This window comes from Streptomyces sp. NPDC043896, assembly GCF_056435605.1.
In genome coordinates this window covers 190,956-210,868 of the sequence record NZ_JBWKEE010000012.1, presented here as the reverse complement: position 1 = coordinate 210,868, position 19,913 = coordinate 190,956, and the positions used below count along the sequence as shown (strand labels likewise).

Genomic DNA, 19,913 nt, shown 5'->3' with positions numbered 1-19,913 from the left:
GTCCGGCACCGGGAGCGGAGCACGGGCCGCGTTCCACGCGCCACGGGTGAGGGGCAGGGGTCCGCGTCCGGCCCGTTTCCCCCAGGGGGGCGGCCTCGTTGTGCCCCTGAGGCCCCGGGTGTCGGCGGGCGCCCCGGCGCCGCACCCGGCGCCGCCCCGCACAGTCCCCGCACCGTCCCGGCACCCGAACGCACAGGGGGAGACGAGCGCATGCCCCTCGAACCGCCGTACCCCGCCCTGCCCCTCGACGCCCCCTGGGAGCGGCCCGGCATCGGCGCCGCCGTCCCCGACGGGCCGTCCGGGCCGTGGCACCTGCCCTGGGACCGCCTCGGCCCCGCCGAAGCGGCCCGGACGCGGGAGCGGCTCACCGCCCGGCGGTACGAGTTCCAGGCGTCCGACACGGCCACCGGCGACCCCGTGCGACGGATCTTCTCCGGGGCCCGGCTGCGCGCCGACGCCGAGCAGACCGCCCGCCTGCTCGCCCCGTACGCACCCCGCGCGATCGTCAGCTTCGCCCCGCCCCGGCACGCCTACGGGGCCTGCGCCACCGTGCTGCTCCCGGCCGTGACCGGGCTGCCCGTGTGGTTCTGGCCCGCCGGGGACTGCCCGCCACCGCCCGTCCCGGACGTCCACCGGATCGCCGTCGTCGCCATCCCCGCCACCTTCCGGGCGCTGGCCCGCCACCCCCGCTGGACGGCCTCCTTCGAGCAGCTGACCTTCCTGCACAGCTCCGCCGAACTCCCGCCGGAAGCACGCCGGTTCGCCTCCGACCCGCGCGCCGTCCTGATCGAGCTGCTCGGCTCCACCGAGACCGGCTCCGTCGCCCACCGCACCGGCTGGGACCCCGCCGGACCCTGGACCCTCCTCGACGACGTCGCCTTCGCCGCGCCCCGCACCGGACAGGAGGGCCCGCTCACCGTCTCCGGGCCGCGCCTGTCCGCCCTCCCCGACGGCAGCCGGCCCGACCGCCACGAGATGGACGACATCGTCCGCCGGCTCGGCGACCGCATGTTCCTGCGCGTCGGCCGCCGCGCCCACCTGGTACGGATCAACGGCGTCCGGCACGACCTCAACGCCGTCGCCGCCCGGCTGCGCGCGGCCCTCCCCGGGGCGGACGTCGCCTGCGTACGCGTCACCGACCCGCCGCACGGGGAGGCGTACGACCTGTTCGTCGCCGGAGGCGGCCCGCTGACGGCGGACGGCGTACGGGCCGCCGCGCGCGGCCTCGGCGCCGAACCCCGCCGGGTGCGCCTCGTGGACCGGATCCCGCGCGGCCCCCTCGGCAAGCCCCTGCCCGCCCTGCCCGCCCTGCCCGACCCGCCCGCGTGAACGACGCCGATGACGCGACCGATGCCAACGAGAGGACGTACACCATGAACAGGCAGCCCGACGAAGTGAAGACGGTCCCCCTCACCCCCGAGGTGTACGCCTACGTACTCGCCCAGGCGGAGCCGCAGAGCGAGGTCCAGCGGCGGCTGGTCGAACGCACCCGCGCCCTCGGAGACCGGGCCGTGATGCAGATCCCGCACGAGCAGGGCGTCCTGCTCACCCTCCTCGCGAAGCTCGTCGGAGCCCGCCGGATCGTCGAGGTCGGCACCTTCACCGGCTACTCCACCCTCGCGCTCGCCGCCGGACTGCTCCCCGGCGGACAGGTCCTCACCTGCGACGTGTCGGCGGAGTGGACCGCGATCGCCCAGGAGGCCTGGAAGGACGCCGGGCTCTCCGACCGCATCGAGCTGCGGCTCGCGCCCGCCCTGGAGACCCTGCGCGCCCTCCCGGCCGAACCCGTCGTCGACCTCGTCTTCATCGACGCGAACAAGGACGGCTACCGGGACTACTGGGAGGAACTGGTGCCCCGCGTCCGGCCCGGCGGGCTGCTCCTCGCCGACAACGCCCTCTTCGGCGGTGACGCGGCCGACCCGGCGGCACACGGCCACGGGCGGGCCGTCCGCGAGTTCAACGCCCACGTCCGCGCCGACGACCGGGTGGAATCCCTCCTGCTCCCCGTGGCCGACGGAATCCTCTTCGCCCGCAAGCTCTGACGGACCGGGCTACCCGTCGTCCGAGACGCCGAGGTCGCGGCGCATGGCGGTGCGCATCGTCCGGAGCACCGCCCAGACCTCGTACTGGGCGCGGGCAGCCCCCTCCAGCGTCTCGCCCGGTCCGGGGGCACCGCGTTCGAGGCGCTTGAGCTGCCCGTAGACCTCGGTCAGGCCCCGGTTGACGGCGCTCGCCGTCGCGAGGACGTCATCGGGGGCGACCATCTGCGCCTCGGAGTGGCGGTCGCGGTGCGCGTTCTTCGCCTCGTCGAGCGCGTCCCGGTCGGCGTCCTCCACGCCGCGCTCCCGCATGACGTGCAGGTGCCGGTTGAGCGCGGTGTTGAACTGCCGCGCGTCCCGGTTGAGTTCGGCGTAGCAGGTGCGCCGCAGTGACAGGCTTTCGCGGGTCTCCTCCTGGGTGCGGACGAGCTCCATCTCGCGGCGTCTCGCCCGTTCCGAGCCCCGCTGGGTCAGCAGGGCCGCTCCCAGGGTTCCCGCCACGCCCGCCATCGCGATGACCATCGAGTTGAGATCCACCCACGCGCTCCGAACATCCCCCGGGCCGTGCCCGTCGCACGGCGCCCCAGGCCGTCCAGTGTGCCGAACTGCCCAATCCGTACCTCCCGTTCCCCGCCCGGCGCTATCGTGCCGGGCGGGAGAGCGACGAGGGGGCGGTGCGGTCATGCGGTTTCTGTTCGTTCACGGCACGGGCGTGCGCAGGGAGCGGCACGAGGCGCTGTCCGGGCTGGTGCGCGAGGGCCTCGGGGCCCGCTTCCCCGGTGTGGAGGTCGACTCCTGCTTCTGGGGCGAGCGGTTCGGCGCGGAGCCGGGCGCCGGCGGGCGTTCCGTACCCGGGGCGGCGGCCGGCGCCGGCGCGGACGAGGAGGCGGCCGAGTGGGGGCTGCTGCTGGCCGACCCGCTGTGCGAGCTGCGGGTGCCCGCCGAGTCCGGCTGGGGCGAGGAGCAGGACGCCGACCCGTTCGCGATGCCCGGCTTACGGCCCGCCGGGGAGCGGGTCATGGAGCTGCTGCACCGGCTCGCCGGAGCACCGGCGGGCACCCCCGACACCCCCGACGAGCTGCGCTCCCTGCTCGACGGCACCGGCCTCGCCGCCGGGTTCCGCCCCGCCCTGGAGGACGTCGCCGCCTCCGCCGAGGCGGCCCGCGCCGGGGCCCGCGCCACCACCGAACCGCAGGCCCGCGAGCTGGCCACCGCCCTCGCCCGGGCCGTCACCGCGGCCGCCCTCGCCGCCCGCGGGGCCGACGCCGACTGCACCGCCGCCGAACGGGACCGGCTCGTCGAGCTCCTCACCGCCCGGCTCGGCGGCGGGGCCCGCGTCCCCGGAGGCCGGGCCGCCGCCGTCCTCGGCCGGCTCGCCCTGCGGGTCACCACCCAGCCCGTGCTCAACGCCTGGCGGGGCTCCCTCACCACGGGCGCCGCCCCCGCGCTCGGGGACGTCCTGCGCTACCAGGCCAGAGGCGCCGGCCTGCGGGCGTTCCTCCACGAGCGGATCACCGCCCGGCCCGGCCCGGTCGTACTGATCGGCCACAGCCTCGGCGGCATCGCCCTGGTGGACCTGCTCGCGCTGGCCGCCGCCGACGGCGGACCCGTACCGGGTGCCGCACTGCTCGTCACCGTCGGCTCGCAGGCCCCGTACCTCCACGAACTCGGCGCCCTCACCGCCCTGCCCCCCGGCGGCTCGCTCCCGTACGGCTTCCCGCGCTGGCTCAACGTGTACGACCGCCAGGACGTGCTGTCCTACCTCGCCGGCCCCGTCTTCCCCGGCGACCCCCGTGTCACGGACCACGAGGTCAGCAGCCGCCAGCCCTTCCCCGCCAGCCACAGCGCCTACTGGAAACAGAAGTCCCTCTACGAGCGCGTCGAACAGGCGGTGACCGAAGCGGGGATCGGGTGACGGTCCCCGGCCGCCCGCACCAGGACGTGAGCCCCGGCCGCACCTTCGCCCTCGTCGCCGGCGTCGAGCGGTACGAGATCAGCCACCACTGGAACCTGCGCGGCCCCGCCCGCGACGCCCTGCGCTTCGCCCGGTGGCTGACCGGCCCCGGCGAGGTGCCGGCCGCGAACGTACGGCTGCTGCTCTCCCCGCTCGACGACCCGGGCACCCTCGACTGGTCCGGCTCCGCGGGCCTGGCCGAACTGCGCAGCGCCCACCGGCCCGCGACCGAGGCGAACGCCCGGGCGGTCCTGCTGGACGAACTCCCCGAATGCGACGGGGACCTGCTGTGGATCTTCTGGGCGGGCCACGGCTACCTCGGGCGGGACCGGGAACTGATGCTGCCCTGCGCCGACGCCCGGCCCGGGCACATCCGCCACCTCAACCTCGACTCCGCGCTGCGCTGGTGGCGCACCGACCTGGTCAAGCACCGCCGGTTCCCGCTCCAGGCCGCGCTCGTCGACGCCTGCCGGGTCGACGCGCCCCGCGACAGCCGCTGGAACTTCGGCAGCGCCGACTACGGAGGCGGCCACACCGTCCCCGGCCGACGGCAGTTCCGGCTGTACGCCTCCCGCGAGGGCGAGGCCGCGCAGAACGATGCCGAGAGGGGCGAGGGGCGGTTCACCGAAGCGCTCCTCGGCGAGCTGGGGGAGCGCTCCGTACGGGAGGGCGCTGCTGTCCTGCCGGACGCCGCCCGCAGCATCCACCGCGCCTTCGAGCGGCTGCGGGAACGCGGAGACGGTTGGCAGCTGCCGCAGTTCGTCGTCGACCGGGACTGGGACGCCAACTCCTTCCTGGACTTCCCCGGCGACTTCCCCGGTGGCTCTCCCGGCGGCTTCCGGGGCGGCTTCCCTGGCGGCGGCCCGGCCGGGCCGTTCCTGCCCCGCGCGCCCCGCCTGGACCAGACGGGGTGGGACGGGCTCGGCGAGCTCTTCGAGGGCCGCGACCTGCCGCGCTGTACGTACGAGGCCTACGCCTGGGCGTTCAGGGCGGCCGGCTGCACCACCCCCGTCCACACCGGGCTGCCCGCCGACACCCTCCTCGACGTCGTCGCCGACCTCGACGAACGGCAGGGCGGCCGTACCGGCATGCCGCTGGCGGTCCCGTTCGTGCACTACCTCGCCGACCGGACCGCGCGCCCCGGCGGCGGCTCCGGCGGCGGCCCCGGCGACCCCGAGTGGGCGGCGGCGCTCGCAGGGTGGGTACGCGCCGCCCGCGAGCGGCTCGGCCTGCCCGCCCTGCGCCCGCCGCCCGCGCCCGCCCGCCGGGCCACCCTGCACGTGCGCCTGGAGTCCCCGCCCGGCGGCGGGGACGGCCTGCTGGCCCGGATGTGGGTGCGCGGCGAACGGACCCGCCACGTCTGGGAGTCGGAGGGCAGCCCCGTCCGTCCGGCGGTCGTACGCGCCGAACTCGTCCGCCGCCTCGCCGAGGGCGACCCGGGAGCCGGGGGGCCGCACGACGGCATCGGGCGGATCGAGTTCCACGTCCCGTACGAGCTGCTGGAGACGGACTTCGACCAGTGGCCCGTCCCCCGCGGACCCGGCGGCCGGACCCGCCCGCTCGGCTCGGTCCACGAGGTGGTGGTGCGCTGCCCCCGGGAACGCGAGGACACCCGCACCGAATGGCGGGACAAATGGCGCTGGCTGCACGTCCACGACGGACGCCACCCCGAGGCGGTACGGCTGGTCGAGGACGAGGACGTCACCGACGCCCTCGGGCTGCGGCTCGGCGCGCACCCGGCGCCCGCCTGCGTCCTCGGGCACGCCACGGGCAGCCGTACGGCCGCCCTGCTGGAGGCCGTGCTCGAAGGCGGGGTGCCCGTCGCGGTGTGGCGGCGCGGCGGAGGAGCACCCGCCGGCGGGCTGCCCGCGCTGCTCGCCCCGGAGGCCGGGCCCGGCACGCCCACGGTGTTCCGGCTGCCCGCCCGGGTACGGGAGGCGCGCCGGGCAGCCGTCGGCCAAGACCAGGAAGGGGAAGACCAGTTGGTGTTGTTGTGGGACGATCCCGACGACACGCTCGACCTCCGCTCGCTGGCCACCTGAACCCGCCGCCCACGACCCGTCCGAGCCCCGGCCCGCCACGGGCCCCGACCCGAACGCACCACCCCGCGAACAGACGATGGAGGCACAGGCAGTGGCGAAGGACTGGTGGCTGTACCAGGGCGCGGGCCCCGGCGAGGAGCGCCGCACCCGGCTGGAAGCCGGAACGCCGCCGCCCTGGCGGGACTTCACCGGCGTACCCGACCCCTCCTACGGGCCGCCCGGCTGCTCCGGCGAGGCCTGGGAGCGCACCCGGCGGCGCGGCGAGGGCTACGTCCCGGACGAGCCCGAGAAGGACGTGGTCAACACCGCCCTGCACCTGCGCCGGCCGCTGCTGATCACCGGCAAGCCCGGCGTCGGCAAGTCCACCCTCGCCTACGGCATCGCCGCCGACCTGGCCCTGGGCCCCGTACTGCACTGGCCGATCACCAGCCGTACCGTGCTGCGCGACGGGCTGTACCTCTACGACGCCATCGGCCGGCTCCAGGAAGCCGGACTGGAGCAGGTCCGCGTCCCCGGCGCCCGGCGCCCCGACACGGCGGAGGGACCGGCCGCCGTCCCCTCCATCGCCCGCTACCTGCGCCTCGGCCCGCTCGGCACCGCCCTGCTCCCGCAGGGCCGGCCGCGCGTCCTGCTCATCGACGAGATCGACAAGAGCGACATCGACCTGCCCGGCGACCTCCTCACCGTCTTCGAGGACGGCGGCTTCGTCATCCCCGAACTGGCCCGGCTCGCCAAGGAGGAGCCCACCGTCGCCATCGGCACGGACGACGACCCCGACGCCGGCGTCGCCGTCACCCAGGGCCGCGTCCAGTGCAGCTACTTCCCCGTCGTCATCCTCACCAGCAACGGCGAACGCGACTTCCCGCCCGCCTTCCTGCGCCGCTGCGTCCGCCTCCACCTGGAGGCCCCCGGCCCCGAGAAGCTCGCCCGCATCGTGCGCGGACGGCTCGGAGTCGACATCACCGGCGAGGACGCCGCCGAGTACCAGGACCTCGTCCGGAGCTTCCTCGAACGCGCCGAGGACGGAGACCTCGCCACCGACCAGCTCCTCAACGCCATCCAGCTGCGCCTGTCCGGAGCCTGGTCGGCCCCCGCCGACCGGGCCCGCTTCCTCGACACCGTCATGCACCGCCTCACCGGGCCCGGCGCGTGATCGAGAGGCTGCTCGCCGCCTTCGCCGAAGGCGCCGAGGACGGAGCCGCGCCCCGCACCGCCGTCGGCCCCGAGGAGATCGCCGACATCCTCTGGCTGGCCGCACGCGTGGACCCGGCCACCGCCGAGGCCCGGGAGAGGGGCGTACGGCAGCCCGAGCCGCCGGACCCGGACGAAACCCCGCCGGCGCCCGCGCCCCCCGGCCCCGACCCCGCATCCGGCCGGGTGCCCCCGCCCGAGGCCGGAACCGTCCGGCTCTACCCCGCCGTCCCGCCCCCGCCACCACCGCCCGCCACGCCCGCGGACGCGCCCGGCGCCGGGGCACCCGACGGCGCGGGCGCGCGGCGCGGCGTACCGCTGCGGCTGCCCCGCACCGCCTCCCTCGACGACCCGCTCGCCCTGATGCGCGCGCTGCGCCCCGTCGGACGCCGCTCCATCGGGGGGCCGGGGGAGGAGCTGGACGAGCAGCTCACCGTGGAACGCAGCATCGAGGCGATGGTCCCCACGCCGGTGCTGCGCCCCGCCGAAAGCCGCTGGCTCGACCTGGCCCTCGTCGTCGACGGCCACCATTCGATGCTGCTCTGGGCCGACCTGGTGGCCGAGCTGCGCGGGGTCCTCACCCGCAGCGGAGTCTTCCGCGACGTCCGCGCCTGGCAGCTCACCGGCACCGCGCCGGGCGGGACGCCGATGCTCTCCCGGGGCCGCGACGGCCACCCCCGCAACCCCCTCGAACTGGCCGACCCCGCCGGCCGGAGGCTGATCCTCCTCGTCTCCGACACCGTCGCCGGGGGCTGGCAGGAGGCGCCGCTGCTGCGCGTCCTGCGGCACTGGAGCAGCCACAACGCCGTGGCCGTGCTGAACGTACTGCCCGAACGGCTGTGGACCCGGGGCGCCGTGCAGCCCGTGCCCTTCGCCGTCCGCTCCGACCGGCCCGCCGCCGCGACCCGGTCCTGGCAGCGGGTCCCCGCCGCCCGGCGGGCGCGCGGCGGCGGCCCCGTGATCCCGGTCATCGGGCCGGCCGCCGCCGGCCTGGCCCGGCTCGCGCGCACGGTCTCCGGCGACGGCCGGTGGCGCCGCCTGGCCTGCCTGCGTCTGGACGCCGCCCCCGGACCGGCCGCCGCCCCGCCGCACCCGGACACCACCGCGCTGGAGGCGGTCGAGCGGTTCCGGGCGAGCGCCTCCCCGACCGCTCAGCAGCTCGCCGCCCACCTGGCCGCCGTACCGCTGACGCTGCCCGTGATGACCCTCGTACGGCGCTCCCTGCTGCGCGACTCCGAGCACGGGCACCTGGCGGAGGTCGCCCTCGGGGGGCTCTTCGCGCCGTGGGAGGGGCAGCAGCGTCCGGAGGAGGCCGAGTTCGACTTCCTCCCGGGGGTACGGGAGGTGCTGCTCGGCTCCCAGCTGCGCGGGGACGTCGCGGCGGTACGGGAGCTCGTGCGCCGCCGGGTGTGGGAGTTCATGTTCCGCCACCGGGGCACCGGCCCGGACTTCTCCGCGACCCGCGTCACGACGGGGGAGGAGGGCCGCCGCCGGGTCCCGGCGGGGACCCTGCCGTTCGCCGAGCGGCCGGGGGAGGAACGCCTCCCGGCGGAGCCGGAGCAGCCTGCCCCGCTCGGCCCGAGGGCGCGCGAGCGCGTGGTCCGCGTCCGCTTCGAGCCCCTGACCGAGCCGCGCGAGGCCGGCACCCTGCTCGCCCCCCGCCTGGTGCTGACCGCCGGGGACGTGGCGCAGCCCTGGGACGCCGTCGCCTGGGTCTCCCTGCCGAGCGGGCGCGAGGCCGCCTGCCGGCCCGTCTGGTGGGACGACGCGAGCCCGCGCGTGCTGCTGCTGGAGAGCGAGGAGGACCTGACGGAACGCGAGCGGTTCACGCCGCCGGTGTGGGAAGCCTGGCCCGCGCAGGAGGACGCGCAGGTCGCCGTCCACGGTTACGCGGACGGCCGTGACTGGTACACGATGCAGGGGGAGACGCGGATCCAGCCCGGAGCCCGGAACGGGGAGATCGTCGGCATCTCCCCGGAGCCGGGGGACTGGATCCACTTCCGGGGCGGCCCGGTCTTCTCCGACGGAGGAGGCCTGCGCGGCGTCGTGCACACCGTCCGGCCCGACCGGATGGTGTTCCTCACGGCCAACGCCCTGCTCACCCAGGACGGCTTCCGGGCCGCGATGGGGGGCCGGCCGCTCGGCACGGGGGTCACCGTGGCCCTGCGGCCGGCAGGGGGCTCACAACCGCGCGGCAGCCACCCGGTTCCGGAGCTGGCCGCGGTCCTGCTGGAGGAGATGGCGGATGCCGGGGTCGTCGGCGAGCTGCAGCGAGCGCGCGGCGAGGGGACCGTACGGATCTCACTGTCCGGGCCGGGCGCCTACGGCGCGGCCGGGCTGCTGCTGACGGCGTTGCCCCGGGTGGCGGCCCGCCTGGGTGCCGCATGGGCGGAAGGGCTCCCACGGTCCCTCGCCGTGGCCTTGGCGGCGGGTGATCCCGAGGTCCCGGCAGAGGACCCGGAAGCGCTCCTCGACCACGCCGGGACCGCCGGGCGGACGGGGTCCGGGCGACCGGGGCACACGCAGCGTCTCACGGCCGCGCTCTCCCGGTCGCTGTACGCGGAGCTCCACGAGCTGCTCGGGCCGCTCGCGCTGCGTGTCCTCACGCCGCTGGGGGACGACACCGGGTTCGTCACCGCGGAGTTCGGCCAACTGGCCGCCTTGCTGTCGGGCGCCGAGATGTACCGCCTGGACGAGTTCTCCTGGCCCCGCTGCGGATTCAGGCCTCGCGGCGTGACTTCGGCGGGGTGCATCGGCATCAGGCTGCCCGGACGCCGCCGCTGTCTGGCCCACCTGTCGCGCTCCGAGCAGGACGCCCACCTGCGGACCCTGGGACCCGGCTCCGCCGTCGACTTCCGGGGCACCACCTTCGAAGGGGGCTTGCTGGGCCGGCTGTTCGACGCGGTGCGCGAGCCGGGCACGGGTCTGGTCCGGTTGGGGCCGGCGGCCTTCGCGAGGGCGTCGTTCCAGGACGACTGGGCAGAGCGGGAAGTCACCTTCAGCGGCGACGCGGACTTCGACCGCGCGGTGTTCGGGGGGACGGCCGACTTCGTCCGTGCCGCTTTCGGGGCCGACGCACTCTTCGACCGAGCCGTCTTCGAAGGGGTGGCGCGCTTCGACGTGGCCACGTTCCACGGCGCGGCCGCCTTCGACCGCGCCGTGTTCCTCAGGGCGGCGCGGTTCGTGCAAGTGACCTGGCGAGGCTCCGTCTCCTTCTACAGCGCGGTCATGGAGGAAGCGGCGGAGCTGGACGGCATGGTGGTGGAAGGGAGCGCGGACTTCGGGCGTGTGGTCTTCCACGGCCGGACGTCGCTCGGAGCATCCGTCTTCCACGAACCGGTGTCCTTCGCGCGCGCCGTGTGCGAGGGTCCGCTCTCTGCCGTGGGCACCCGCTTCGCGCGTGCCTCGGACTTCGAAGCCCTGGCCTGCGAGGGGGAGGCGGTCTTCCGCGACGCCTGGTTCGAGGGCGCGGCCTCCTTCAGCCATGCCTCCTTCCAGGGCCTGGCTGCCTTCGACACGAGCCGATTCGGGGACGCGGCCCTCTTCACAGGAGCCCTGTTCCGAGGTCCGGTCCTGATCAGGAACACCGTGTGCACGGGGGTCCTGTCCTTCGACGGCGCCGTCTTCGAAGGCATGTTCCGGTGGGCCGGTTCGAGGACGAAGACGGCGGGCACCAGTTTCGGCGGCACCGGCTTCCGGGGGCCGGCGCGCTTCCTGCGCGGGGAGTTCGGCGAGACCACCTTCGACGGGTCCGTGTTCGAGGGCCCCGTCACCTTCGAGGGAACCGGTTTCGGGGCGCGCCTCTCCCTGGCCGGCGTCACCTTCCTCGGGCCCGTCACGCTGACCGGCGTCACCCTCGCCGAGCCGCTCGACATCCCCGGCGGCTGGACCGCGACCGAGTCGGACGGGGTGTGGGAGATCACCTCCCCCGACCGTGAAGAACCCGCGGACGGCTGAGGCATCCTGGCGCCACCATCACAACACCCATCCCAGGAGCCCAAGTTGACCCAGGCCGCCGCCGGCGGAGGCACCCGCCACATCTCCTTCGAGCGCCTCCACAACTTCCGCGACATGGGCGGCTACCGCTCCGCCGACGGCCGGGCCGTCCGGTGGGGGTGCCTCTACCGGGCCGACTCCCTCGGCAAGCTGCGCGGCGCCGACTGGGAGCGGTTCCTCGGGCTCGGCGTCCGGACCGTCATCGACCTGCGCTACCCCTGGGAGATCGAGGCCAAGGGCCGGATTCCGGAGCCGGAGCGCTTCACGTACGCCAACCTCAGCATCGAGCACCGTCCCTACGACCAGGCCGAGATCGACCCCGCCCTCGACCCCTGGCGCCACCTCGCCGACCGCTTCGCCGAGGTGGCCGAGGACGGCGTGGACGAGATCCGCCGGGCCATCGGGCTCATCGCCGACGGCCCCGGCCCCGCCGTCTTCCACTGCACCTCCGGCAAGGACCGCACCGGCCTGATCGCCGCCCTCGTCCTGACCCTGCTCGACGTGCCCGAGGAGGAGATCCTGGCCGACTTCGCCCTCACCGAGCTCGCCACCGGGCGCCTCACCGCCGACTGGCACGCCGCCCACCCGGGACGCACCCTGCGCTGGCCCTCGTACGGGCGCGCCCCGGCCACCGTGATGGAGCTGCTCCTCGCCGACCTGACCGGCCGTTACGGGTCCCCGTCCGCGTACCTCACCGACGCCGTCGGCATCACCCCGGACACCACGGCCCGGCTGCGCGAGCGGCTCCTGACGCCGCCGCGGGGGTGACCCGCCGGAAAACCGGGTGCCTTCACCGGCGCGCGCCGCCTACAGTCGCGGTGCGCGCCGCCGCCAGGGCGGTGCCTGCCGATGCCGAGCGAAGAGAAGGGGGACCGGGCCATGCGTGCGTACCGCACCGCCGCCGTCGTTCCCCCCTGCCGGTACGACGTGATCCCGGTGTCCCGCAGCGCGCGGTAACAGCCGCGCGGCTGTCACCGTACGCCCGTGACGCACCCCTGATCGATCCACCGGAAGGTACCCGTGGCCCTGCCGCGGGCCGGATCGGCGTCCCGGGAATCGCGCTGCCCTCTTCCCACCCCAGGCACCGAAAGGCCCCGGGTCATGCGCACCGAACACCGTCACACCACCACCGGAAGCACCACCGGCACCGCCGCCGTACGCAACCTCGGCATCCTCGCCCACGTCGACGCCGGCAAGACCACCGTCACCGAACGGATCCTCTTCGCCACCGGCACCATCCACAAGCGGGGCGAGGTCCACGACGGCACCACCGTCACCGACTACGACCCCCAGGAACGCGACCGGGGCATCACCATCTCCGCCGCGGCCGTCAGCTGCTCCTGGGACGGGCACCGGGTCAACCTGATCGACACGCCCGGGCACGTGGACTTCTCCGACGAGGTCGAGCGCTCCCTGCGGGTGCTCGACGGGGCGGTCGCGGTCTTCGACGCCGTGGCCGGCGTCGAGCCGCAGAGCGAGTCCGTGTGGCGGCAGGCCGACCGGCACGGCGTACCGAGGATCGCGTTCGTCAACAAGCTGGACCGGGCGGGCGCCGACCTCGACACGGCCGTCGGCTCCATCCGGGAGCGGCTCGGCGCCGTCCCGCTGGTCGTCCAGCTGCCCGTCGGGCAGGAGGACGGGTTCACCGGCGTCGTGGACCTGCTGCGGATGCGGGCGCTGCTCTGGCACGCCGGCGACGACTCGTACGAGACGGTGCCGGTGCCGGAACCGCTGCTGGAGGAGGCGCGGCGCAGGCGCCGGCGACTGGAGGAGGCGGTGGCCGAACTCCACGCCGACGCGCTGGAGGAGTTCTGCGCCGGCTCCGCGCTGAGCGTGCCGACGCTGGTCCGCGCCCTGCGCGAGCTGACCCTCGCCGGGGACGCCGTGGTGGTGCTGTGCGGTTCGGCGTACCGCAACCGGGGCATCGAGCCGCTCCTGGACGCCGTCGTGGCGTACCTGCCGGCACCGGACGACATGCCGCCGGTGCGGGAACGGGCCGCCGACCCGGCGGAGCCGCTGGCGGCGCTCGCCTTCAAGGTGACGGCGACGGCGACGGGACGGCTCACGTACCTGCGGGTCTACGCGGGCACCCTGCGCAGGGGGGACTCCGTACTGGATCCGGCCACGGGCCGGACGGAACGCGTCGGGCGGATCCTGCGGGTGCAGGCGGACCGGCACGAGGAACGGGAGGAAGCGGTGGCCGGTGACATCGTGGCCGTCGTCGGGCTGAAGTCGGCGCGGGCCGGGACCAGCCTGTGCGCGCCGGGGGCGCCCCTGCTCCTGGAACCGCCCACGGTGGCCGACCCGGTGGTGTCGGTCGCGGTCGAGGCGGGCCGGGGTACGGACACCGGGCGGCTCGCGTCCGCGCTGGCCCGGCTCGCCGAGGAGGACCCGTCCCTGGTGGTGCGGACCGACGCGGAGACCGGGCAGACCGTGCTGTCGGGGCTGGGCGAACTGCACCTGGACGTGGCGGTGGAGAAGATCCGGCGCCAGTACGGGGTGGAGGTCGCGGTGGGCCGGCCGCAGGTCTCGTACCGGGAGACCGTCGTGCGCGGGGTGGCCGGTTTCGTGTACCGGCACGTGAAGCAGGACGGCGGCGCGGGCCAGTTCGCGCACGTCGTGCTGGACGTCGAGCCGCTGGAGGAGCCCGGTTTCGAGTTCCGTTCGGCGGTGACGGGCGGCAGGGTGCCGCAGGAGTACGCGCGGGCCGTGGAGGCCGGCTGCCGTGACGCCCTCGGGGAGGGTCCGCTCGGCGGGCATCCGGTGACGGGCCTGCGGGTGGTCCTGACCGACGGGGCGACCCACTCCAAGGACTCCTCGGAGATGGCGTTCCGCGCGGCCGGCCGGTTCGCGCTGCGGGACGCCCTGCGCCGCTGCGCGCTGGAGCTGCTGGAGCCGGTCGCGGAGGTCACGGTGACCGTCCCGGACGACGGCCTCGGAGCGGTCCTCGGGGACCTCGCCGCCCGCCGCGGCCGCGTCACGGGTTCGGCGGCCCGGTCCGGGACCTCGGTGGTCACGGCGACGGTGCCGCTGGCCGAGCTGTTCGGGTACGCGTCGCGGCTGCGCGGCCGTACCCGGGGCCGGGGCGGCTTCTCCAGCCGCCCGGCGGGCCTGGCGCCCGTCCCGGCGTCGGTGGCCGCGACCCTGACGGCCCGCCGGTAGGGCGCGCGGGGGCCCCGTCCCGGCTTCGGCCGGGGCGGGGCCCCCGCGCGTGTCCGGCCGGGTCCGGGCGGGTGGCCGGATGCGTTCCGACAGCTCTCTTACATACCCCCCATGGGTATGCTACGTTGCTACGCGAAGGTACCCCCCAGGGGTATGTGACAGAGGAGGGTCAGGGCAATGTCAACCGTCAATCCCCGGCGCTGGTGGGCACTTGGCGTGCTTGCCGCCGCTCAGTTCATGGTGATCATGGACACCTCGATCATCGGGGTCGCGCTCCCCGAGATGCAGAAGGACCTGGGCTTCTCCCAGGGCGAGCTCCAGTGGGTCTTCAACGCCTACGTCATCGTCTTCGGCGGGTTACTGCTGCTCGGCGGACGGCTCTCCGACCTGTTCGGCGCGCGCAAGATCTTCGCCTCCGGCTGGGTCGTCATGATCGTCGGATCGGTGCTGGCCGCGGCCGCGCAGACCGCGACGGTCGAGATCGTCGGCCGGGCGGTCCAGGGGGTCGGCGGGGCGCTGATCGCGCCCTCGGCCATGACCCTGCTGATGATGCTCTTCGGGCACAACCCCAAGGAACTCGGCAAGGCGATGGCCCTCTACGGTGCCGCCGCCCCCGCCGGCGGTACGGCCGGCGTGTTCCTCGGCGGCGTGTTCACCGAGTGGGTGAGCTGGCCGTGGGTCTTCATCATCTACGTCCCGATCGGCGTCGCGACCCTCGCCGCCACCAAGCTGCTGCCCGCCGTCCAGTCCCGCCGCGGTTCGGTCGACGTCCTGGGTGCCGTCGCCGTCACCGCCGGGCTCGCGCTCGCCGTGTTCGCCGTCGTCCGGGCCCCCGAGGTCGGCTGGGGCGCCACCGCCACCGTGCTGGAGCTGATCGGCGCCGCCGTCCTGCTCGTCCTCTTCTTCGTGGTCCAGAAGACCGTCCGCGAGCCGCTCATGCCGCTCAGCGTGTGGCGCATCCCGCGCCTGGGCGCCGGCAACCTCGCCATGACGCTCCTCGGCGCGGCCTGGATCCCGATGTGGTACTTCCTCAACCTGTACCTCCAGCAGGTCCTCGGCTACGGAGCCTTCGCCTCCGGTGCGGCCCTGCTCCCGATGACCATCCTGCTGATGATCTTCATGACGGCCATCACCGCCCGCCTCATGGGCCGCTTCGGGGCCAAGCCGCTGATCGTGGTCGGCCTGCTCGCCCTCGCCGCCGGCCTGCTCTGGCTGTCCGCCGTCGAGCCGACCGGCACCTTCCTGGTCGACGTCCTGCCCGCCTCGCTGGTGGCCGCGCTCGGCATGGCCCTCGCCTACATCCCGGCGATGATCGCCTCGATGTCCGGCGCCCCGCAGGAGCAGGCCGGCCTCGCCTCCGGCATCGTCAACACCACCTACAACGTGGGCTCCGCCCTCGGCCTGGCCGCGCTGACCGCCCTCGCCACCACGCAGGGCGCCGGTGAGCTCGGCAACCTGCCCGCCCTCACCGACGGGTTCAGCTCCGCCTTCATCGCCGCCGCCGCCATCGCGGCCGCGGGTGCGGTGATCACCCTGCTCGTGATGAAGGGCGACAAGTCCGCCGCCGCGGCCGCCGCTCCCGCCGCCGACGCCGCCCCGGCGTCGCGCAGCGAGACGGCGGGGGTGTGACGTACGGGACCGCCCGCGTCACCCGAGGGGTCGCCCGACGTCCGTCCCGGACGTCGGGCGACCCCTTTTCCGTACCCCCGCCCCGTACCCCCGCCCCGTACCCGGGTGCCGTGCCCGGGTTCCGCACCCGCAACGAAAGGGAGGCCCCTCGATGAAGGACATCCGCACCCGGGCCGTGCACGTCGCCCACGAGCTCGAACTCCCCGCCAGCCGGCCCCTGTCCGTACCGCTCGTCCAGTCCTCCGCCTTCGCCTTCGACTCGGCCGACGAACTGGCCCGGGCCATGGCCGGCCCCGACGGCGACTACGTCTACACCCGCCGCGGCAACCCCACCGTGCGGGCCCTGGAGCGCACCGTGGCCGGCCTGGAGGGCGCCGCCTCCGCCATCGCCTTCGCCTCCGGGATGGGCGCCATCAGCGGAGTCCTGCTCGCCCTGCTGCGCCCCGGCGACCACGTGATCGCGCAACGCTGCCTGTACGGGGGGACGTACGCGGCGCTCAGCGACCTGGTCGAGCGCTACGGTGTGGAGGTCCACTACATCGGCGGCGACGACGTGGGGGAGTTCGAGGCGCTCGCCGGCCCGCGCACCCGGCTGCTCGTCCTGGAGACCATCGCCAACCCCACCGGCCAGGTCGCCGACCTGCCCGGCCTGCTGGCGGCGGCCCGGCGCCTCGGGGTGCTCAGCGCCGTGGACAACTCCCTGGCCTCGCCCGTCCTGTGCCGCCCGGTCGAGCTGGGCGCCGACATCGTGCTGCACTCCACGACCAAGTACCTCGCCGGGCACTCCGACGTCCTGGGCGGCGCGGCGGTCTTCGCGGACGACGCGCTGCGCCGCGAGGTGTGGCCGCGCACGGTCGAACTCGGCGCCAGTGCGGACCCGTTCGCGGTCTGGCTGACCCTGCGCGGGATAGCCACGCTCCCGCTGCGGATGCGAGAGCACTGCGCCAACGCGGGCCTGCTCGCGGAGCGTCTCGCCGCCCACCCCGCCGTGGCGGCCGTCCACTGGCCGTGGCTGGGAACGCACCCCTCGTACGCCATGGCCCGCAAGGTGCTCTCCGGCGGCGGCGGGCTGCTCTCCTTCGAGCTCCACGGGGGCCGGGAGGCGGGCCGGGCCTTCGTCGAGGGGGTGCGCCTGGCGCGGCTCGCGCTGTCGCTGGGCGGGGTGGAGACGCTGGTCACGCACCCCGCCAGCACCTCCCACCGGGAGCTGGACGAAGGGGCGTTGGCGCGCGCCGGGATCGGACCGGGCCTGGTCCGGATGTCGGTCGGCATCGAGGATCCGGAGGATCTCTGGGAGGACGTGGAACAGGCACTGCGGTCTTCTTTTGGGTTGACAAAATAATCGGCTGATTCGTAGATTGGTTCACGCCAGAGAAACACTCCTCTACGTCAAGGGGGTCGCGTGATGCGCTACTTCGAGGACTTCCGGGCCGGTGACGTCCACGAACTGGGCACCGTCACCGTCACGACGGAGGAGGTGCTGGAGTTCGGCCGGCGCTTCGACCCGCAGCCCTTCCACACCGACCCGGCGCTCGCCGCCCAGACCCCGTTCGGCGGCCTGATCGCCAGCGGCTGGCACAGCGCCTCGATGTTCATGCGCCGCTACGTCGACGGGCTCCTCGCCTACAGCGCCTGTACCGGCTCCCCCGGCGTCGACGAGATCCGCTACCTGCGGCCCGTCCGCCCCGGGGACGTGCTCACGGCGCGCGTCGAGGTCCTGGGCTCGCGCCCCTCGCCGTTCAACCCGCGCACCGGCGTCGTACAGCCCAAGTGCACGCTGTCCGACGCCGACGGGAACGTCGTCTTCAGCATGATCCTGCACAGCATCTTCGAGCGGCGGCCCGCCGAGTGCGACGCGCCGCACCCCGCCGCCGCCGAAGACCCGGTCGTCTGCGTGCGCTCCCTGGCCTGACCCCGCCCCTGCCCCGCCGAAGTGAAGGGAGCCTCCCGTGGAGGCCGTATCCCGCACCGCCCAGTGGACCGCCGCCGCGCGGGCCCTGGAAACCGAGCGCGAGGACCGGCTGTTCGCCGATCCGTACGCGCGCACCGTCGCCGACACCATCGGCTTCGAACTGCTGGAGCGCTACGCGGGGGCCGGCACCGTGCCGTTCCTCGCCATCCGCACCACCTACCTGGACCGGCAGATCGTCCGGACCGTCCAGGAGCACGGCATCCGCCAGGTGGTGTTCCTCGCCGCCGGCATGGACACCCGCTTCTACCGGCTCCCGTGGCCCGACGGCGTCACCGTCTACGAACTCGACCGCCCCGCGCTCCTGGAGGCCAAGGCCGGGATGCTCGCCGGTGAGCCCGCCCCCGCCGGACGCACCCGCGTCACCGTCCCCGTCGACCTCACCCAGGACTGGACGGGCCCGCTGAAGGAAGCCGGCTGGCGCTCCGACCAGCCCGTGCTGTGGGTCGTCGAGGGCCTTCTCTTCTTCCTCCCCGAGCAGGCCGTGCGCGGCCTCATCTCCACCCTCGCCGCGCACTCCGCCCCCGGATCCGTGCTGCTCGGCGACGTCATCAGCAAGGCCGCCCTGCAGAACCCGCTGTCCCGGCCCTTCCTCAGCTGCCTCGAGGAGGACGGGAACCCGTGGCTCTTCGGCACGGAGACCCCCGAGGAACTGCTCACCGAATGCGGCTGGGACGTACGCGAGGTCCGCCAGCCCGGCGAGGACGGCGCCGACTTCGGCCGCTGGCCCTACCCGGTGCCCGCCCGCAGCGTGCCGCGCGTCCCGCGCTCCTTCCTCTTCACCTGTGACCTCCCGACCGCCGAGGTGAAAGCAGCATGACCGCCGTCCACGACTTCCACCAGCGCGTCATCAGCGACGCCGGCGCCGCCGTACGCGGCCTGACCGTCGCCCTCGGCGAGCGGCTCGGCCTCTACCGCGCCCTCGCCGAGGCGGGCCCCCTCACCCCCGCCGCGCTCGCCGAGCGCACCGGCATCAACGCCCGATACGCGGAGGAGTGGCTGCACGCCCAGCTGAGCGCCGGATACGTCGAGCGCCACCCGAGCGCCGGCACGTACACGCTGCCCGCCGACCACGCCCCCGTGCTGGCCGACCCGGACTCCGTCACCTTCGCCGCCGGGTTCTTCACCGCCCTGAAGGCCCTCTACGGCACCGAGGACCTCCTCGTCGACGCGTACCGCACCGGCGACGGCGTCGGCTGGGCCGAGCACGACCCGGCCCTCGACACCGGTATGGGCAGCTTCTTCCAGCCCACCTACGAGCACCGCCTCGTCCCCGAATGGCTGCCCGCCCTCACCGGGGTCACCGGCAAGCTCGCCGCCGGCGGCACCGTCGCCGACGTCGGCTGCGGCGTCGGCCACACCACCCTGCTGATCGCGAAGGCCTTCCCGCAGGCGACCGTCCACGGCTTCGACTACTCCGAAGAGGCCATCTCCATCGCCCGCGGGCTCGCCGAGGAGGCCGGCCTCTCCGACCGCGTCGTCTTCGAGGTCGCGTCCGCCGACGACTACCCCGGCACCGGCTACGACCTGGTCACCTTCTTCAACGCCCTGCACGACATGGGCGACCCGGTCTCCGCCGCCCGGCACGTCCACAAGTCCCTGGACGCGGACGGCACCTGGATGCTCGTCGAGTCGAACGTCTCGCCCGACGACATCGACACCCAGACCCCCGCCGCCCGCATGTTCATGGCCCTCTCCGCCGTGATGTGCCTGCCCGTGGCCGTCGCCCAGCGCGGCCCCCACGCCCTCGGCAACCACTCCGGCGAGAAGGCCTTCCGCGCCATCTCCGAAGAGGCCGGCTTCACCCGCTGGCGCCGCGCCACCGAGACCCCGGTCAACGCCGTCTACGAAGTCCGGCCGTAGGGGCCCCGCCGTACCCGGCCCCACCGCCGAGGGGGCCGCCCTCACCGGCGGCCCCGGCACCACCACAC

General features: G+C 75.0%; 14 protein-coding genes. 13 read left to right on the top strand and 1 reads right to left on the bottom strand.

Annotated features, from left to right (window positions below; all coding sequences use genetic code 11):
- Positions 1 to 210: 210 nt before the first annotated feature.
- Together AC069X_RS19750 and AC069X_RS19745 are read left to right on the top strand one after the other, a co-directional pair.
- Entirely contained in the window at positions 211 to 1,329 is a 1,119-nt protein-coding gene (locus AC069X_RS19750) for a class I adenylate-forming enzyme family protein (RefSeq protein ID WP_478729880.1), read from the top strand.
- 44 nt (positions 1,330 to 1,373) lie between these two features.
- The gene (locus tag AC069X_RS19745) at positions 1,374 to 2,042 is read left to right on the top strand and encodes an O-methyltransferase (RefSeq protein ID WP_478729879.1); all 669 of its coding nucleotides are present in this window, start codon (positions 1,374 to 1,376) and stop codon (positions 2,040 to 2,042) included.
- Positions 2,043 to 2,051: 9 nt separating this feature from the next.
- On the opposite strand, the gene AC069X_RS19740 is transcribed toward AC069X_RS19745, so the two are convergent.
- Entirely contained in the window at positions 2,052 to 2,576 is a 525-nt protein-coding gene (locus AC069X_RS19740; RefSeq protein WP_478729878.1) for a hypothetical protein, read from the bottom strand.
- Between the two features lie 145 nt (positions 2,577 to 2,721).
- Here AC069X_RS19740 and AC069X_RS19735 point away from each other — a divergent pair, with 145 nt between their 5' ends.
- The 11 genes from AC069X_RS19735 (at position 2,722) to AC069X_RS19685 (ending at position 19,845) form a co-directional block, all read left to right on the top strand.
- Positions 2,722 to 3,954 (top strand): hypothetical protein, encoded by a 1,233-nt coding sequence (locus tag AC069X_RS19735; RefSeq protein WP_478729877.1) that lies wholly within the window; start codon positions 2,722 to 2,724, stop codon positions 3,952 to 3,954.
- On the top strand, positions 3,951 to 6,035 hold the full coding sequence (locus AC069X_RS19730; RefSeq protein ID WP_478729876.1) for a VMAP-C domain-containing protein: 2,085 nt from the start codon (positions 3,951 to 3,953) through the stop codon (positions 6,033 to 6,035). The genes AC069X_RS19735 and AC069X_RS19730 overlap by 4 nt, the downstream gene beginning before the upstream one ends.
- Positions 6,036 to 6,111: 76 nt before the next feature.
- Complete coding sequence (locus AC069X_RS19725) at positions 6,112 to 7,188, top strand: AAA family ATPase (RefSeq protein ID WP_478729875.1); 1,077 nt, start codon at positions 6,112 to 6,114, stop codon at positions 7,186 to 7,188.
- A complete protein-coding gene (locus AC069X_RS19720; protein ID WP_478729874.1) occupies positions 7,185 to 11,183 on the top strand; it encodes an SAV_2336 N-terminal domain-related protein in 3,999 nt (1,332 codons plus the stop codon). The genes AC069X_RS19725 and AC069X_RS19720 overlap by 4 nt, the downstream gene beginning before the upstream one ends.
- Positions 11,184 to 11,297: 114 nt before the next feature.
- Positions 11,298 to 11,990 carry a tyrosine-protein phosphatase gene (locus AC069X_RS19715; RefSeq protein WP_478729906.1) on the top strand — a complete coding sequence of 231 codons (693 nt, stop codon included), beginning with the start codon at positions 11,298 to 11,300 and terminating at the stop codon, positions 11,988 to 11,990.
- A 333-nt stretch (positions 11,991 to 12,323) separates the two neighbouring features.
- Positions 12,324 to 14,384 carry an elongation factor G gene (gene fusA / locus AC069X_RS19710; RefSeq protein ID WP_478729873.1) on the top strand — a complete coding sequence of 687 codons (2,061 nt, stop codon included), beginning with the start codon at positions 12,324 to 12,326 and terminating at the stop codon, positions 14,382 to 14,384.
- 177 nt (positions 14,385 to 14,561) lie between these two features.
- Complete coding sequence (locus AC069X_RS19705) at positions 14,562 to 16,013, top strand: MFS transporter (RefSeq protein ID WP_478729872.1); 1,452 nt, start codon at positions 14,562 to 14,564, stop codon at positions 16,011 to 16,013.
- Between the two features lie 151 nt (positions 16,014 to 16,164).
- Positions 16,165 to 17,355 (top strand): trans-sulfuration enzyme family protein, encoded by a 1,191-nt coding sequence (locus tag AC069X_RS19700; protein WP_478729871.1) that lies wholly within the window; start codon positions 16,165 to 16,167, stop codon positions 17,353 to 17,355.
- 63 nt (positions 17,356 to 17,418) lie between these two features.
- Positions 17,419 to 17,925: a MaoC family dehydratase gene (locus tag AC069X_RS19695; protein ID WP_478729870.1), complete on the top strand. Its 507-nt coding sequence runs from the start codon at positions 17,419 to 17,421 to the stop codon at positions 17,923 to 17,925.
- 37 nt (positions 17,926 to 17,962) lie between these two features.
- Positions 17,963 to 18,802 carry a class I SAM-dependent methyltransferase gene (locus AC069X_RS19690; protein WP_478729869.1) on the top strand — a complete coding sequence of 280 codons (840 nt, stop codon included), beginning with the start codon at positions 17,963 to 17,965 and terminating at the stop codon, positions 18,800 to 18,802.
- Positions 18,799 to 19,845, top strand: a complete 1,047-nt coding sequence (locus tag AC069X_RS19685) for a class I SAM-dependent methyltransferase (RefSeq protein WP_478729868.1) — start codon at positions 18,799 to 18,801, stop codon at positions 19,843 to 19,845. Before AC069X_RS19690 ends, AC069X_RS19685 begins: the two co-directional genes overlap by 4 nt.
- Positions 19,846 to 19,913: the final 68 nt, after the last annotated feature.

Excerpts from the sequence above, each read along its gene's own strand:
- AC069X_RS19700 (WP_478729871.1), top strand. The coding sequence starts at position 16,165 with ATGAAGGACATCCGCACCCGGGCCGTGCACGTCGCCCACGAGCTCGAA.
- AC069X_RS19715 (WP_478729906.1), top strand. The coding sequence starts at position 11,298 with ATGGGCGGCTACCGCTCCGCCGACGGCCGGGCCGTCCGGTGGGGGTGC.
- AC069X_RS19750 (WP_478729880.1), top strand. The coding sequence starts at position 211 with ATGCCCCTCGAACCGCCGTACCCCGCCCTGCCCCTCGACGCCCCCTGG.
- AC069X_RS19725 (WP_478729875.1), top strand. The coding sequence starts at position 6,112 with ATGGAGGCACAGGCAGTGGCGAAGGACTGGTGGCTGTACCAGGGCGCG.
- AC069X_RS19685 (WP_478729868.1), top strand. The coding sequence starts at position 18,799 with ATGACCGCCGTCCACGACTTCCACCAGCGCGTCATCAGCGACGCCGGC.
- fusA (WP_478729873.1), top strand. The coding sequence starts at position 12,324 with ATGCGCACCGAACACCGTCACACCACCACCGGAAGCACCACCGGCACC.
- AC069X_RS19695 (WP_478729870.1), top strand. The coding sequence starts at position 17,419 with ATGCGCTACTTCGAGGACTTCCGGGCCGGTGACGTCCACGAACTGGGC.
- AC069X_RS19745 (WP_478729879.1), top strand. The coding sequence starts at position 1,374 with ATGAACAGGCAGCCCGACGAAGTGAAGACGGTCCCCCTCACCCCCGAG.
- AC069X_RS19735 (WP_478729877.1), top strand. The coding sequence starts at position 2,722 with ATGCGGTTTCTGTTCGTTCACGGCACGGGCGTGCGCAGGGAGCGGCAC.
- AC069X_RS19705 (WP_478729872.1), top strand. The coding sequence starts at position 14,562 with ATGTCAACCGTCAATCCCCGGCGCTGGTGGGCACTTGGCGTGCTTGCC.